This is a genomic window from Pseudovibrio sp. JE062, from assembly GCF_000156235.1.
In the GTDB taxonomy this organism is placed as follows: Bacteria; Pseudomonadota; Alphaproteobacteria; order Rhizobiales; family Stappiaceae; genus Pseudovibrio.
The window spans coordinates 44,796-60,760 of record NZ_DS996811.1 but is presented as its reverse complement, the minus strand read 5'-3'; the positions used below and the strand labels follow the sequence as shown (position 1 = coordinate 60,760).

Here is a 15,965-nt window from a genome sequence, read left to right as displayed (position 1 = left end):
CCGGACGAGGGCTCTCCTGCTCGGGTATTAGGCATCATCCGTGGGAGGTTTTAGCCTAAAATCTTTAACTGGCTAACTAGGCTTTTGCCCGTTTGCGCTGGCGGTATTGGTCCGCAACCACTGCAGCTACAATGATACCACCTTTCACGATGTCTTGGATGTAAGCATCAATACCAAGGAAGGTGAAACCACTCATCATTGTACCCAGAATAATGGTGCCAATGACGGTGCCTGTGATGCGACCGACGCCGCCCGCAAGGCTTGTTCCGCCAATAACAGCTGCAGCGATGGCGTCAAGCTCATATGCAAGGCCCATACCTGCCTGTCCACTACCAGCACGCGCTGCGGCCACAACACCGCCCAGACCAGCCAGCAGACCAGCAAGGGTGTACACTTTGATCAAGTGACGACCAACGTTGATGCCGGACACTTTTGCAGCCTGAACGTTTGCACCGGTTGCGTAGGTGAACTTGCCGTAACGGGTGAAGCGCAAGGCTATGTGGAAGATCACTGCAGCCATCAGGAAGATGATCACCGGAATGGTGCCGGAACCGAGCCACATGTACTCTTCAGAAAGCAGGCTGATTGGCTGGCCTTTGGTGTAGTAGCGAGCCAGACCGCGTGCAGTCACCATCATGCCCAGAGTTGCAATAAACGGGGGAATGGCCGTGTAGGCTATGAGCGACCCGTTTATGAACCCAGCTAAGGCCCCGACGGCGATACCTGCGAACACTGGTACGAGGAACGGCATGTCCGTGAACATCGGGAAGACAGCACGGGCGTAGTCGGAGGTTTGCGCAAAACTGGCGGCCACCATGGCCGAGAGCGCAAGCACCGAGCCTGAGGACAGGTCAATACCGCCGGTGATGATCACCTGTGTTACGCCAATGGCCAGAAGGCCGATGATGGAAACCTGCAGAACCATGATCAGCAGGCGTTGTGGGTTAAACAGGAAGGTATCGCCCTTCACAATCCAGCCCAGTACTTCAAAAAAGACTGCAATGCCGATCAGAACGAGGAAGATGTTGGCCTCGACCGGCAGTTTTCTAGCTGGAGCGTTGTTCTCAGCTACGTCTGTTGCATTTGCCATCTGGCAAGTCCTTTCAATCTCTGCGTCGGGCGCTTAAAGCTGCCGCGCATGAAAATTCTTAGTTGGAAGCAAGGCGCATAACGCTGACCTGATCTGCTTCAGCTCGGTCCAGAATTCCGGTGACATGTCCTTCGTGCATCACCATCACGCGGTCACTCATGCCCAGCACCTCCGGCATCTCGGAGGAGATCATGAGAACAGCAACGCCCTCACCTGCCAGTTTGGTAATGAGCTTATGGATTTCTGCCTTCGCGCCCACGTCGATGCCGCGGGTTGGCTCATCCAGAATGAGGATGCGGGGTTTGGTCAGCAGCCAGCGACCGATCAGAACCTTCTGCTGGTTGCCACCAGACAGGTTCTCGATGCGCTCGTTCATGCCCGGCGTTTTCACACGAAGCGCGTCACTCATTTCCTTGCAGAGCTTGGAAACAGTGCTCTCAGCGACAAAGCCGCCTTTCACGTGATCCTGACTGAGCAGAGCGATCTGCATGTTTTCCTGAATGTCGAGCATCAGGAACAGACCAGTGTCCTTGCGGTCTTCGGTCAGCAGCGCCATGCCATGGTCCATGGCTTCAGCAGGTGTCTTGATCTCAACCGTCTCGCCAAACACGTCGATGGTGCCAGCGGTGGCTGGTGTCACACCGTAGATCGTTTCTGCCACGTTGGTGCGGCCTGAGCCCACCAGACCGGCCACGCCAAGGATCTCGCCTGCGCGAAGATCAAAGCTCACGTTCTCGAACACGCCTTCCAGACACAGGTCCTTCACGGAAAGAACCACGTCACCGATCGGCACTTCCTCTTTCGGGAACATCTGGGTGATCTCGCGGCCCACCATCATGCGGATGAGCTGGTCGCTGTCCAGATTGCTGGCCAGATCCGTACCGATGTACTTGCCATCACGGAAGACGGACACATCATCAGCAATCTCAAAAACCTCGTCCATCTTATGGGTGATGTAGACGATGCCTTTTCCGTCGGCCTTCAGGCTGGCAATGATCTGGAAGAGGTGTTCAACTTCGCGGTCTGTCAGGGCCGAAGTTGGCTCGTCCATGATCAGAACGTCGGATTCATAGGAAATTGCTTTTGCAATCTCGACCATCTGCCGGTTGGCAATGGAAAGGTCACGAACTTCAGTTTCCGGATCCAGACTGATGTTCAGTCGGTCAAACAGCTTCTGGGTGTTCTCACGCAGGGCTTTGTGGTCAACAAACCCAAGCTTGGTGAGTGGCTCCCGGCGGATCCAGATGTTTTCGGCGATGGTCATGAACGGCATCAGGTTGAGTTCCTGGTGGATCATGGCAACGCCTTGCTCCAGAGCATCCAGCGGCGTGTGCATTTGCACCTGCTTGCCACCCAGACGGACCTCGCCTCGGTCTGGCTGGTAGATGCCTGCAATGATTTTCATCAGGGTGGATTTACCCGCCCCGTTTTCTCCCATGAGGGCATGAACTGTGCCGGGTCGGATACGCAGGTTCACATCATCCAGTGCAACAACACCGGGGAACTCCTTGCGCACACTATCGACTTCTAGCAGGTACTTTTGTTGGGCTGCGGCACCCTTATTCTCACGTACCGCTTCTTGTGTGCTTAAACTCACAGTCCGTGAACTCCATTTTTCTGCTGGCAGTGTGAGGGGCTCCCGGGAGCCTGGCCCGGAAGCTTGATCACTTGGTGCCTGCGCGCGGTCCTCTCGTTTGCCTGAGTTTGTCAGGCGGACAGAGCTGCAAGGCAAAAGCGGAAGGCCGTTAAAACCTTCCGCTCAACTGCTTACTTGTCGAGGTACTCGCCAAGGTTCGCTTTGTTCACCAGCTTGAATGGGATCCAAACAATGGTGTCTACTTTTTCGCCGCGAGCCAGCTTCAGAGCAGCTTTAACGGAACCTGCGCCCTGGCCTTTAGCGTCCTGGAACACGGTTGCGAACAGCTGACCAGCCTTCATGGAAGCCAGAGCGTCCGGAGTAGCGTCAACACCTGCAACTGCGATGTCGCTTGCTGCGATGCCAGCCTGCTTCATTGCGATCAGAGCGCCCAGAGCCATTTCGTCGTTGTTGGCTGCAACTGCGTCGATTTTGGTGCCGGAAACGATCCAGTTGTTCATCAGGTCGATTGCTTCTGCGCGCTGGAAGTCAGCGGTCTGCTCTTCAACAACCTTGATGTCAGGATAGTTGCCCAGAACTTCCTTCACGCCCTGTGTACGGCCACGAGTACCGTTGGAAGCCAGTTCGCCAAGCATGATGGCAACGTTGCCCTTGCCACCCATCTGCTTTGCCAGTTCTTCCATCTGCAAACGTCCGGCAACAACTTCATCAGAGCCCACGAACACAACCTTTTCAGGCAGTTCTTTGTCTTCTGGCTTACGGTTTACGTAAACGAGTGGGATACCGGCGCTGTTGGCCAGTTTGGTGATGCGTGGTGTTGCGGAAGTATCAGCCGGGTTTACGATGATCGCATCAACGCCCTGTGCAACGAAGTTCTGCACCTGGTCGATCTGCTTGCCGATGTCACCGCGTGCGTCTTCAAACTGAATCTCAACGCCGTTGGACTTGGCTGCTTCTTCACCCATTGCGTTGCGCAGGATGGTCAAGAAGTTATCATCAAAATAAGCCATTGAAACGCCGATGTTCTCAGCCATGACGCTGGTTGTCATCATTGCCGATGCAGCAAGAGCCAGTAGAGTACGTTTCATTACTTCCTCCTCCGTGCCTTAGGTGGCACTTCTCCCAAGATTATGCTGGCGCAAGTCCCCACCTGCGCCAATTAATTTAGCGAAATCAGTCGCCTGGATACTCAGGCAGCGTTGGCTGCCTGCAATTCTTTTTTCAGGAAATCAAAGCTTGCCTGCGTGGCGTCCACCACGTTTTCAAGGGCATGCACAACTGGAGAAAATGGCTCCAGAGACACGTGGCCCGTATACCCGTTTGCAAGCATGGTTTTGATCTGAGCAGCGTTGCCCAGACGGTCCGCTTCACCTACCAGCAGGCGATGGTCATCCAGCATTTCAGCGATGGAAAGAGCTGGATCTTCCACGCCGGAAATGTGCATGAGGCCTGTCAGGTCAGCGAAGAATTCGGTTTCTTCAGCAAGGTGATGATGGAATGTGTCATGCACCAGCTTGAACACGCCCTCACCGTCCACATCGCGGATCGCTGCAACAGCATCCGCCTTGCGGCGCAAGGAGCACTGCGGGAAGCCGAGAGGCTCAACCAGACCGGTCACACCAGCGGTTTCCAGCAGAGGCTTGAGTTCTTTCAGCGATTGGCGCAGGTTCGCAGCCAGTTCATCATCGCTTTTGCCATAGTCATGGTCGTTGACCGGACACATGACGAGGGCCTTGGAGCCACAACGCTCAGCAAAGCCGATCAGTTCGTTTGCTTCAGCAAGGCGAACCTCTGACCACTCATTGAACCGTTGAAGTGCATTGATGCTGATGATTTCGACACCGTGCTTAACAGCCAGTGCCTTGACGTCTTCCGCTGGCGTTTTCAGTTCAAACGGATTGCCAGCAATGTCATTTCGGATTTCTACGGCATTGATCCCCATGGAAGCTGCCATTCCAAAAAACGCGTCCAACGTCATTTGAGGTGCCAGCATGTGGTTCAATGCGAAGTTGATGTTTCCCGACAAACGACTTCTCCCAATGTCCGATGTATAAACATCAATTTGATCTGCTAAAGATGATATGTAAGTAATGGTACCTGTCAATTTAGAGTCTGAAATTACTGATAAAATCGGATTCAGAGAACGAATATTCCATGAATTCAATATTTTGGAAGGTTTGCTCTCCCGAAGTCAAAATGTGAATTTCGGCGTAAAGATTGATGTGTATGATGGTTTAACAATCAAAGGTGATATATATGAGGCGGGGCAGCTGGCAGAATCCGAGCGTGTTGGATATCGCAAACAAGGCAGGAGTTTCGACCGCGACAGTTGACCGTGTCCTCAATAAACGAGGTGGTGTTTCCAAGAGGAAAGTGGAGCTGGTTCACAAGGCTCTGAACGAGCTGCGTGCGCCGGAAGAGGTTGTCTCAGAAACAGTTTCTCCGATAACGGTTGGACTGCTGGTGGATTCCGGAACGAGCTTCATTGAGGAGCTTCTGGAGCTGGTTGAACGCCGTTATGGGGATGACCCGCATGTGCGCTTCAAGTGCTTCACATCCCACACCAAAGACTTCGAGCCGAGTGTGTTTTCCGAGCAGATGATTGCCTGGGCGCGCAAGTATGACGGCATCATCATCGCCGTGCGCGAACACCCTGCGATCACCCGCGCTATTGAAGAAATCAGCGAAAATGGAACACCTGTTATATGCCTGACCACGGATCAGGAGAGCCCTAAACACCTTGGTTACGTTGGGATGGATCAGATTGCAGCCGGCCTTTGCGCCGCGCAGTTGCTTGGTAAACTCTCAGGCGACCGGTCCGGCGAAATCTTCCTTGCAACCAGCGCGCATTACCGCTGTCAGGAAGGTCGCGAGACAGGGTTCCGCCGCTTGTTGCGCAAGGAATATCCCAATCTTACCATCTCGGAGATCATCAACTCCAATGATGATGCGGAGACGGTCTACAAGCTTTTCAAAAGCAGACTGGATGAAGGGGCCAAACCACTTGGCGTCTATAACGTGGCTGGCGGAAACACGGGCATTGCCAAGGCGATCCGTGAGCTGGGTTTACCGATTGCCTTTATTGGTCATGAGCTCAATGAGAACTCCCGCAGGCTGCTGGAGAATGACCAGATGGACTTCGTAATCACGCATGACATGGAAACAGAGCTCAAGCGGTGCATTAAGCTCATTAGGCGGCAAAAAGATTTTCCTGATGGAAATCAACCAGAATACGAGCTTTTACCACCTGTTTTGAAGACACGCTTCAATATCTGATGGAATTTTTATGCAGATATTTGGATGAATTGAGCCAATATTCTAATCAATGAAATAAATATTCCATGATTATTGGTCTTCAGAAAGCGCAGAATTACGCCAAAACACCTTAGGTATTCAATCTTAAGGGCTCTGCCGAGGCTGTTCAGGTGGCCGCATCATGTCAGGGCAACTGGCAAAGTGCGATCCGTAGTAGCGCTATACGTAGTAACTCTGATGTTATTCACATCAAAAATGAGGCGTCCGCTCAGTCAGTTTAGCTCTGACATGTGAGGAACGGATGCGTTTGCAGCGATCGCACATGGGCTCAGTGAGCTGAAGTCGCCTCTTTCCTGAAAAGCAAGAAGCTCCAGTTGGATTCGCAGGTTCAATCTATCCTTCAGATAGACTTTGCGAGGCTGGAGGTGCTTCCACCTTCAACACGTGCGCCCCTCATTTCTCACCGATTGCAAACAGCTCCCCTTATTCCTTAGGCTCATTCATCAATGATATGACGTTTACGTCATGGACTCTCTTTTCCTTATTTGCTAAACGTTCAACAATTAACTTGAGTGAATGTTGGCTGGCTTTGGAAAAGAAAAAGACACAGGCAGAACGGCGTGAGGAATCTGAACGCAAGCTCTTTGATGCGCTGGTGACCATCATCAATGAGGACGGCATTCAGATGGCGACCTGCGAGAGTATTGGTCTGAAGGCCGGATACAGCCGCGGCCTCACCATTCAGCGGCTCGGCAAGAAAGACGAGATGTTCGTCAAGCTGATCGACCGCATGGTGAGCGAAACGGAGGAGCACATCACCAGCCAGATACCGGCGGAGACAGATGCCAGGGAGGCGATCCGGCGGTACATAGACATTCACTTTGATGATTTGCAGAATAAGCCCAGTTATCAGGCCTACTTTGCGCTGATGGCGGGCAGCGTCACGGACTATGCCCTTTTGGGAGATGCGGTGACGCGCGCGCATGATTTCGTCAAACGCCTGCTTGTCTCTTATCTGGAGCGCGGCAAGGCGGAAGGTGCGTTTCCAAAGGATCTGGATTCCGGCATTCAGGCCGTATCCATCGGAAGTTATTTGCTTGGGGTCGCGCTGCAGCAAAAGCTGCATCCAAGCCTCGATATCACTCTGCTGAAACCGGCAGCGTATTCATTGATACCATCATTGCCTGATAAATAATAAGCGCCACCACGAGCGCACCATGAGGAGAACAGGCTTCGCATTTTAAAACACAGCGCAGAACGCGCTGATCAACCTATGACTTGGGAGGGGAATATGGTTGGAACACATACTGGAGTACCGGCAGGTGCCATGAATTTTGATATGCTTGTGAACCATCTGCAGAAGGTGGACACTGGCATTCCATTGTTTAAAGACCTTGGCGGTCGTGCCTTCAGCAACCCGCAGTTTGCCACGCGCACCTGCCAGTTTGCCAAGGGCTTGCAAGACATGGGCCTTGAACCCGGCGCCCGCGTTGCCATTCTCAGCCTCAACTCGGTTGAGTATGTGGAAGCCATGATCGGCACCATGATTGCAGGCATGATCTCCGTTCCACTCAACATCCGCTGGTCCGCTGAAGAGATGCTCTATGCCATCGGCCATTCCAGCATGTCGGCGATCGTTTATGATGACACCTTTGCGCCTATGGTTGCTGCGATCAAAGAACGCGCGGAAAGCCTGAAGCATTTCATCCATGTGGGAGAGAAAGAGCAGCCGGAAGGCACCAAAGCCTATGCGGACTGCCTGAGCGAGCCGATTGAGCTGGAGCTGGGCCGCGATGTGGAGACCGAGTGCTTTATGAGCTACACCGGCGGCACCACCGGCTTCCCGAAAGGTGTCGTTCACACCCACAAGTCCATGCTCGCCAGCGCTAACATCGTGGCAGCGAATGGTGTTCCTTATCATGATCGTTTGGCGATGATGGTGATGCCGCTGTTCCACCTGTCCGGCTACGGCCTACTGTTGGCGCGCCTCATCCAGAACAAGCCATCCCTGATCGTGCCGATGTTCCGCCCGGATATCGTGGTGGCTGCGGTCAAGAACTTCGATGTCTCGTCCTTCCTCATGGCACCTGCCATGTTCCAGATGCTGATCCACTCACCGGAGTTTAAGTCCGAGGATTTCCTGCGCGTGGCACAGATCGTCTACGGCGCCTCTCCGATTTCGGAAGGTCTGCTGAAGTTGGTGCAGGAGAAGTTCCCGAAAACAGAACTCACGCAGGTCTACGGCATGACCGAGGCTGGCGCAGGTACCTTCCTGCATCCTCAGTTCCACAGTGGTGATCTGATGAAAATGGGTGCAGCCGGTCAGGCTGCCTCCCCGCTCATCCAGCTGCGTATTGAAGATGATGAAGGCAATGAGCTGCCGCCGAACACCATTGGCGAGGTGGTGTTCTACTCCCCTGCCGTGATGTGCCGCTACTACGATGCGCCGGAACAGACGGCAGCGGTGCTGAAGAATGGCGGGTACCGCACCGGTGATGTGGGCATGCTTGATGAGATGGGCATCCTCTCGCTGAAAGACCGAAAGAAGGACATGATCATTACAGGTGCAGAGAATGTGTACACCGCTGAGGTGGAAAGCGCGATCTCCACGCACCCGGATGTCTCCATGGTGGCGGTCATAGGCATTCCTGATGAAACCTACGGCGAGGCCGTGCATGCGGTGATTGTGCCGAAGGAAGGTAAGGAGCCGACCTTTGAAGAGATCCGCGCCCACACAAAAGAGCGCATTGCTGGCTACAAATGCCCGCGCTCCATGTCGCTGGTGGAAGAGCTGCCGCTCTCTGCCATGAACAAAGTTTTGAAGAACAAACTTCGCGAGCCGTTCTGGGAGAAGCACGACCGCGAGATTGCCTGAGTTCAGCCGGGGCGACGCGGTTGCCCCGGCCTTAAACCCTTATTTCAAGATAAGACACGGTAGATAAACATGGCGACGACAGCATACGTCTATGATGCGATCCGCACTCCGCGTTCCAAAGGTAAGCCGGACGGGTCTCTCAACGAAGTCAAACCAATCAATCTGGTGACCACACTGCTGGATGAAATGCAAAGCCGGCACGACCTCGACACCTCCCGGGTGGATGATGTTGTCATGGGCTGTGTGACACCAGTGCGCGAACAGGGCGCTGTTCTGCCAAAGATTGCCCTGCAGAAAGCGGGCTGGGATCAGACCGTCGCTGGCGCTCAGGTCAACCGCTTCTGTGCATCTGGTCTGGACACCTTCAACTCTGCCGCAGCGCGCATCGCATCCGGCTGGGAAGACATGATCTGCGCAGGCGGCTATGAAAGCATGAGCCGCGTGCCGATGGGCACGGATGGTGGTCCGTTCAGCGAAGACCCTGAAACCGTGCTTGCCACTGGCTTTGTGCCACAGGGCATCGGTGCTGATCTGATCGCAACTATCGAGGGCTGGAGCCGCGATGATGTGGATGCAGCCGCCGTCGCCAGCCAGCAACGTGCAGCACATGCGCGCGATAACGGTTGGTTCGACAAGTCCGTTGTGCCAGTGAAGGATGAGAACGGCATCATCGTTTTAGAAAAAGACGACTTCATCAAGCCAAACACGGATATGCAGGCGCTGGGTGCTCTGCGTCCAAGCTTTGAAAAGCATGGTGCCATGGGCTTTGATGCGGTCGCATTGGCCCGCTACCCTGAAGTTGAAAAGATCAATCACGTCCACACACCAGGCAACTCCTCCGGCATCGTGGATGGGGCCTCTCTGATCCTGCTTGGCAGTGAACAGGTGGGCAAGGACATGGGCCTGACCCCACGCGCCCGCGTGCTTTCAGTGGCTGTCACAGCCTCCGATCCGACCATCATGCTCACCGGACCGGGACCAGCTTCCAAGAAGGCACTCGCCAAGGCAGGCCTGACCATTGATGACATCGATCTGGTTGAGATCAATGAAGCCTTCGCTTCTGTGATGATGCGTCTTCAGAAGGACCTCAACGTGCCGGATGAAAAGCTGAACGTTGTTGGTGGTGCGATCGCCATGGGTCACCCTCTGGGCGCAACCGGCGGCATGCTGGTGTCCACCATGATCGACGAACTGGAGCGCCGTAACCAGAAGCGTGCGCTGATCACCATGTGTGTCGGCGGCGGCATGGGCATCGCGTCCATCATCGAGCGCGTATAACGGGGAAGACCATGTCTGAATACATTTACGAAAAAGACGCCAGCGGCATTGTTACAATCACGTTTGACTCACAAGGCAAGTCCGCAAACACCATGACCCGCGCCTGGTTTGAGGGCATGAAAGAGCTGATGGCCAAGCTCTCCGTTGAAGAGGGCCTCACCGGTGTTGTCATCGCCTCTGCCAAGAAGACCTTCTTCGCGGGTGGTGATCTGGAAGAGATGCTCCACGGCAGCATGGACCCGGAAGACATCTTTGCCTACGTGGAAGAGATGAAGGCCCCCCTGCGCCAGCTGGAAAAGCTGCCGGTGCCAGTGGTTGCGGCCATCAACGGAGCGGCCCTAGGTGGTGGCTTTGAGATCTGCCTTGCCTGTAACCACCGCGTTCTGCTCAACTCACCAAAGGCTGTTGTTGGCCTGCCGGAAGCAACCCTTGGCCTGTTGCCGGGCGCTGGGGGTGTTGTCCGTCTCACTGCCAAGCTGGGTCTGGAAGCAGCTCTGCCTCTGTTGGCTGAAGGCAAACAGCTGCGTCAGGAAAAAGCGCTGAAAGCCGGACTGGTGGAAGAGCTGGTGGATACACCAGAAGAGCTCATCCCAGCTGCAAAAGCATGGATCAAAGCCAACCCAGAGGCTGCGGCGCAGCCGTGGGATCAAAAAGGCTTCCGCTATCCGGGTGGCAATGCGGACAGCGCCAATGTGCGCATGGTGGCAGCCATGGCGCCAACCATGCTGTACAACAAAACACGCGGCCTGATGCCAGCACCGGAAAAGGTGATGGACATTGCCGTCAACTCCATGCGCATGGGCTTTGACAGTGCGCTGCGCAACGAAAGCCGCGGCTTTGCAGCCCTGCTGCGCTCCACTGAGGCTCGCGCTGCGATCACCACCTTCTTCTTTGGCATGCAGGCGATCAAGTCTGGCAAGGTTCGTCCGCAAGGCGATGCGTGGAAAGCGGGAAGCTCTGCGATCCTCGGTGCTGGCATGATGGGCTCGGGCATTGCCTGGGCACACGCCAGCCGCGGCTTGCCAACTGCGCTGAAGGACATGAGCCTTGAGAATGCGGAAAAAGGCAAAGGCTACTCCGTCAAGCTGGCGGACAAAGCTATCAAGCGTGGCCGCATGGATGAGGCTAAGAAGGACGCTCTGCTGAGCTGCATCACGCCAACGGACAGTGATGCGACCTTTGCAGGCACGGACATCATCATCGAGGCGGTGTTTGAGGATATCTCTTTGAAAGAGAAGGTTATCCCTGAAACCTACAAGCAGCTGTCCGACACCGGCATCTACGGCTCCAACACGTCCACTCTGCCAATCTCCATTCTGGCAGAAAGTTGTCCGGACCCGACCCGTTTCATCGGCCTGCACTTCTTCTCGCCGGTCGATAAGATGAAGATCGTAGAGATCATCGTTGGCGATAAAACTAGCGAAGAGACCCTGCGCAAAGCCTATGACTACGTGCAGCAGATCGGCTATCTGCCAATAGTGGTCAACGACAAGCGTGGCTTCTTCACCAGCCGTGTGTTTGGCACTTATCTGGATGAAGGCCTGGCTCTGATGCGTGATGGCATGAGCCCGGTTGCCATTGAACGCGCCGCCTGGAAAATCGGCATGCCGGTTGGTCCACTGGCCGTGCATGATGAAGTTTCCATGGTGCTGACCAAGAAGATCCACGAGACCCACATCGCGCTGGATGCACGTCTTGGCGTTGAAAACGGGTTCCCGGCAGATGACAGCTCCAACGTGAAAGTTGGCCAGTCCATGGTGAACATGGGCCGTGGTGGTCGTCACTATGGCGGTGGCTTCTACGAATATGCTGAGGATGGCACCAAGAAGCTGTGGGATGGTCTTTCCCAGTTCAAGGAGCGGGATCTGAACGTATCCATGCAGGATGCGGAAGATCGCATGATGTACCGTCAGGCCATCGAGACACTGCGCTGTCTGGATGAAGGCGTGCTGCGTACAGAAGTGGAAGCCAACATCGGCTCCATCTTCGCCATTGGCTTCCCTGCTCACACCGGCGGTGCACTCCAGTTCATCCACGGCGTTGGTCTTGATGCCTTCAAGAAACGCGCTGACGAACTGGCTGCAGCCTATGGTCCCCGCTTTGAGGTGACCGAAAGCGCGCTCAACAAACTGCGCAGCGAAAAACTCGCGGCTGCCTGAGTTGTAGCCATCTAAACCAAAAGCCCGCGATGCCGCTGTGTCGCGGGCTTTTTTGTGCGTGTCTGCCAGCTTTCCTACTGTGCTCCCCAGTTTCACTGATAAAAATACTACATAATTTTCAGGTTAGCTTCAGGCTCATAAGGAAGAAGGGCTTTGGAGGTAGAGTGATTGTCTGAAGGTTGCTGAACCATAGGGAAACTGCATTGGCGTTTCCGCTGTTCTGCTGCTCAAGGCTGTCTGATCCTCATCATAACAAAAAGCGAAGTAACCTGATCATGAGGCAGCTGATGATTGACAGAACCGTCACACCAGCCCGTATTGCCATTGTTGTTTTCATTATAATATTTGCTGCCACCCTCGCCCGTTTTTATGGCGCTGCCCTGCTTGGTCTCGGGGTGGATGAAAGCTACATGGTTGCCATGGCGCGCCATCCGTCTCTCAGCTATTTTGACCATCCGCCACTGACCTTCTGGATCATTCACGCAGCAGCATGGCTGACAGGATCTGAAGCAGGCTTCGTGCTCCGCTTTCCCTTCATCGCCATGTCGGTGCTCTCCACCCTGCTACTTTTTCAGCTGACCTCTCGCTTTTACGGTGCAAAGGCTGGAGCCTGGGCAATTGCATGGTTTTCCATCTCGCCGTTCTTCCTCCTTTCCGCAGGAAGCTGGATAGTTCCCGACGGGCCGATGATGCTGTTTCTGCTGATTACGGCCAGCCTGCTGACACCGCTTCTGAATCCAAACTCACGCCACATAAGCGATGCCCGTTGGATCGCTGTTGGACTGGCGTTTGGTCTGGCTCTGCTCTCCAAGTACATGGCAGTTTTGACTGGAGTGGGTGCCTTGCTGTTCCTGCTCACGGACAGAGAACTCCGCCCCCTCCTCCGTACCCGTGGCCCGTACATTGCTAGTGCCGTTGCTCTTCTGGTCTTCAGCCCCGTCATCTGCTGGAATGCCATGAACGGCTGGCAGTCATTCGGGTTCCAGCTGTCCCGTTCGGTGACGTCTAGCGGTTTCGACCTCCCAGTTCACCTTCTCAACTCCGGGCGCATGCTTTTGGGGCAGCTGGCCTATCTGCAGCCCGTGACACTGATCGTGTGCTTATGGCTTGTGGTGCGGTTCTTCCATGCTGGTGAGAAATCAGTGGCGGACCGGTACTTCCTGTGCCTCGCGCTTATCCCGATCATCGTGTTCAACGCAGTCGCTCTGCTTTCCCGAAACACTCTGCCCCACTGGCCCATGGCCGGATACCTGTTCCTATTCCCGCTTCTGGGCAGTTGGTTTGCAAAGCTAAAGCCGTCGAGCGTTGTCATTGCCAAACGCGCGTTTGCGGCCTCAGCCGCGCTGATCCTGATCGTTGTGGTGCTTGGAGGGCTGCATTTCAAAACGGGACTGCTGACACGACCGCTCGGATCTCCTCCACCGCGTTGGGACGAGACCATTCGTGCCATGGATTGGTTTGATGCAAAGGACGCTCTGATCAGCCGCGGTCTGCTGCAGGACGGGGAGCCAACCCCGCTTTACACCCTCAACTGGATCGATGGCGCCAAGGTATCCTATGCCCTTGGTGATCAGGCGGAAGTGCGAGTTCTGGGAAGCGACCCCCGCCATTTCGGATTCCTGCCGAAGCCAGCCCAAAACAGCAACGTACTTGTAGCAGGACTTCTGCCCTACGATGACTGGGAGACGCGACTGAACCGTGTTCGCGCATCCCTAACCGGATCATTCTGCGAGATCACCCAGCACGAGCCGATCACGATCAATCGAGGTGGCATGCCTTATCGGGCACTCTTCCTACTCTCAGGCTCGTCTTGCTGAGATGGCGGGCTCTCTTCAGGTTTTTCGGGCTTGTAATCCTTGTTGGTGAGGGCCTGATAAAACGGCTTGCTGCGAAGCATCTTGCGGTTTTCTTCAAGCTGGTCTTCATCATCCACGCCAACACCGCGTGAGCCTTCTTCATTGCGGAAGGTTGCAAAGCTCAGACCTTCGAGGCTGGCATCGGAATCCGGGTTCTTGCCCGGTTGAATGCCAGCGGCTGCCAGTTCCTGTTCCAGCAGTTTTAAAAAGAAGCCGAAGTCCTCAGCTCCATCAGGATAGCTTGTGTCCTTGGTATAGGGATAAAGGGTGATCTGCGCTCCCTGGGTGACCCGATCAAAGTACGCTTTTTGCTCTGCCAGCTTGGCTTTGGCTTCAGGCGTATCAGCGGAATACTGCTTCTCATCATCTTTAAAGGCCGCTACTGCTCCGTCCATGTTGGTGACTTTGAACGAAAGGAAAGGATTATCTGGTGAGAGCAAAAGGGGTGTCAGGACGTTACCGGCTTGCTCCAGTTGACCCATCTGGACGCTCAAGTGGATCTTGTTTCCGGCTTTCTCGTATTCGCCGCTATCAAGAACAGACTTGCCATCCTCGCCCAGAGGCTCAAACTGAGTAAAGATTCCATCACGGTCAGCATTGTTGATCCGGTGATCAGGGTTTTTGAGCAACTCCCTTTGAGCCGCTATCTTTTCCCTGCTCTGTGCGTAGGCTTCTTTATCCGTGTACGGGATCTTGCGCTGCTCCTCATACAATCTATTCAGTTCAGTGAGTATTTCCTGTGCCCCAGCTACCGAGTTGTCACCGGTATAAGCTTTAACCGTGATTTCCTTGCGCGGCTTTTGAGTTTCCTTTGATGGTTTTTCCTTGAGTATCCGCTCCAGCGTATCCAGATAGGTATGCAGTGTTACAAAGGTATCCCGGCTGGCTTTGATTTCACCAGCTTTCAGCTGTGCCTCTGCTTTATCTGCATTGGTTTTGACGAACTCGGCGAAACGAGGAGCTTCTCTCTGTCGTTGTTCAGAAAATCCTTCCAGATCAAAGCTGTTGAGGAACTTCAAACGGGCTCGAATGTCTGCCAGTTCCTGTTTTCGGTGTAGCAGTATACATGCAGAGTCAACACCGCGGGCATAGATCTTTTCGACTTCCTTCATCGTCAGGGTTGCATTGTCCAAAGAGTCGATAGCACCGGAAACATCTTGCTGCTTGTTCAGGTCGCTGGCCTTGTCCAGAAATTCTGCGGTGGATTTGACGAATTTGTCGAAGACCTCCAGATCATTCACATCCTTGAAGATGTTCCGGCGCTTTTTGTAGGCCTCAAACTTAGTCTGTGCTTTTTTGATCTCTGGTGTGAGATCTAGGATCTGCGTCTCAGGAGGTGTCGTGTCCTGAGTAGGCACATCAGGCTCCAGTGAGATGCCGTTGCCCTGTGGTCTTTCCAGGTGGTTCGTATCATCACCATTGGAACCACCCCTGGCACTCGCTTCCTCCTGATTGATGTGCAGGAGCTTTGAAACCGCGTTGATCCACTTCACCACTTTCGGGTCACTGGAGGTTTTTTCTTGTTCCTTCTTCGTCTTAGGCATCCATGAGCTCCATGTCACTTCCGGGACTGCTCTTATTCTGGAGTACTCTGCGGTTTTCCCAAATAACGGGATGGTTTCAGGGCGAACGGTGCGTCAATGGAATCGATAAAATATCAGGGTAACTGGAATACGTCGATTGATATGCCGGTAACTCATTGCAATGTAAGATTTATTGCGTGAAATGTATGCATGGAGGTGATAAACGATCAGCCTAACTGGTTCCTCAGTATTTACATTTACTGGTTCTTTTGAAGTGCCAATCGTGCGCTTAGTGTGCCTGTCAGAAGCAAAGGTGGCTCAGATCAAGTGAG

General features: G+C 54.2%; 11 protein-coding genes. 6 read left to right on the top strand and 5 right to left on the bottom strand.

All coding sequences use genetic code 11. From position 1 onward, the window contains the following. Window positions 1-76 precede the first annotated feature (76 nt). The 4 genes from PJE062_RS17190 to PJE062_RS17175 form a co-directional block, all read right to left on the bottom strand. A complete protein-coding gene (locus tag PJE062_RS17190; protein ID WP_008550884.1) occupies window positions 77-1,090 on the bottom strand; it encodes an ABC transporter permease in 1,014 nt (337 codons plus the stop codon). A gap of 58 nt (window positions 1,091-1,148) precedes the next feature. Then, entirely contained in the window at window positions 1,149-2,687 is a 1,539-nt protein-coding gene (locus PJE062_RS17185) for a sugar ABC transporter ATP-binding protein (RefSeq protein WP_037037623.1), read from the bottom strand. 170 nt (window positions 2,688-2,857) lie between these two features. Beyond that, a complete protein-coding gene (locus PJE062_RS17180; protein WP_008551018.1) occupies window positions 2,858-3,775 on the bottom strand; it encodes a sugar ABC transporter substrate-binding protein in 918 nt (305 codons plus the stop codon). 101 nt (window positions 3,776-3,876) lie between these two features. Continuing rightward, window positions 3,877-4,680 (bottom strand): TIM barrel protein, encoded by an 804-nt coding sequence (locus PJE062_RS17175; protein ID WP_008551108.1) that lies wholly within the window; start codon window positions 4,678-4,680, stop codon window positions 3,877-3,879. 263 nt (window positions 4,681-4,943) lie between these two features. On the opposite strand from PJE062_RS17175, the gene PJE062_RS17170 reads away from it, so the two are divergent. From PJE062_RS17170 to PJE062_RS17145, 6 genes are all read left to right on the top strand, one after another. Next, a complete protein-coding gene (locus PJE062_RS17170) occupies window positions 4,944-5,963 on the top strand; it encodes a LacI family DNA-binding transcriptional regulator (RefSeq protein ID WP_198136877.1) in 1,020 nt (339 codons plus the stop codon). A gap of 568 nt (window positions 5,964-6,531) precedes the next feature. Continuing rightward, complete coding sequence (locus PJE062_RS17165) at window positions 6,532-7,137, top strand: TetR/AcrR family transcriptional regulator (protein ID WP_008551125.1); 606 nt, start codon at window positions 6,532-6,534, stop codon at window positions 7,135-7,137. 96 nt (window positions 7,138-7,233) lie between these two features. Continuing rightward, entirely contained in the window at window positions 7,234-8,817 is a 1,584-nt protein-coding gene (locus PJE062_RS17160; protein ID WP_008550869.1) for an AMP-binding protein, read from the top strand. A gap of 69 nt (window positions 8,818-8,886) precedes the next feature. Then, window positions 8,887-10,095 carry an acetyl-CoA C-acetyltransferase gene (locus tag PJE062_RS17155; protein ID WP_008551023.1) on the top strand — a complete coding sequence of 403 codons (1,209 nt, stop codon included), beginning with the start codon at window positions 8,887-8,889 and terminating at the stop codon, window positions 10,093-10,095. An 11-nt stretch (window positions 10,096-10,106) separates the two neighbouring features. Next, window positions 10,107-12,254, top strand: a complete 2,148-nt coding sequence (locus PJE062_RS17150) for a 3-hydroxyacyl-CoA dehydrogenase NAD-binding domain-containing protein (RefSeq protein ID WP_008551208.1) — start codon at window positions 10,107-10,109, stop codon at window positions 12,252-12,254. A 287-nt stretch (window positions 12,255-12,541) separates the two neighbouring features. Next, the gene (locus PJE062_RS17145) at window positions 12,542-14,071 is read left to right on the top strand and encodes a glycosyltransferase family 39 protein (protein WP_008551058.1); all 1,530 of its coding nucleotides are present in this window, start codon (window positions 12,542-12,544) and stop codon (window positions 14,069-14,071) included. Here the strand turns inward: PJE062_RS17145 and PJE062_RS17140 are convergent. Continuing rightward, a complete protein-coding gene (locus PJE062_RS17140; RefSeq protein ID WP_008551173.1) occupies window positions 14,032-15,654 on the bottom strand; it encodes a virulence protein in 1,623 nt (540 codons plus the stop codon). The two genes, PJE062_RS17145 and PJE062_RS17140, sit on opposite strands and share 40 nt — an antisense overlap. Between the last annotated feature and the right edge of the window lie 311 nt (window positions 15,655-15,965).

What these genes read in the sequence shown, in the direction of transcription:
- PJE062_RS17190 (WP_008550884.1), bottom strand. Translation starts at nt 1,090, where the DNA reads ATGGCAAATGCAACAGACGTAGCTGAGAACAACGCTCCAGCTAGAAAA.
- PJE062_RS17180 (WP_008551018.1), bottom strand. Translation starts at nt 3,775, where the DNA reads ATGAAACGTACTCTACTGGCTCTTGCTGCATCGGCAATGATGACAACC.
- PJE062_RS17175 (WP_008551108.1), bottom strand. Translation starts at nt 4,680, where the DNA reads ATGCTGGCACCTCAAATGACGTTGGACGCGTTTTTTGGAATGGCAGCT.
- PJE062_RS17170 (WP_198136877.1), top strand. Translation starts at nt 4,944, where the DNA reads ATGAGGCGGGGCAGCTGGCAGAATCCGAGCGTGTTGGATATCGCAAAC.
- PJE062_RS17160 (WP_008550869.1), top strand. Translation starts at nt 7,234, where the DNA reads ATGGTTGGAACACATACTGGAGTACCGGCAGGTGCCATGAATTTTGAT.
- PJE062_RS17155 (WP_008551023.1), top strand. Translation starts at nt 8,887, where the DNA reads ATGGCGACGACAGCATACGTCTATGATGCGATCCGCACTCCGCGTTCC.
- PJE062_RS17150 (WP_008551208.1), top strand. Translation starts at nt 10,107, where the DNA reads ATGTCTGAATACATTTACGAAAAAGACGCCAGCGGCATTGTTACAATC.
- PJE062_RS17145 (WP_008551058.1), top strand. Translation starts at nt 12,542, where the DNA reads ATGATTGACAGAACCGTCACACCAGCCCGTATTGCCATTGTTGTTTTC.
- PJE062_RS17140 (WP_008551173.1), bottom strand. Translation starts at nt 15,654, where the DNA reads ATGCCTAAGACGAAGAAGGAACAAGAAAAAACCTCCAGTGACCCGAAA.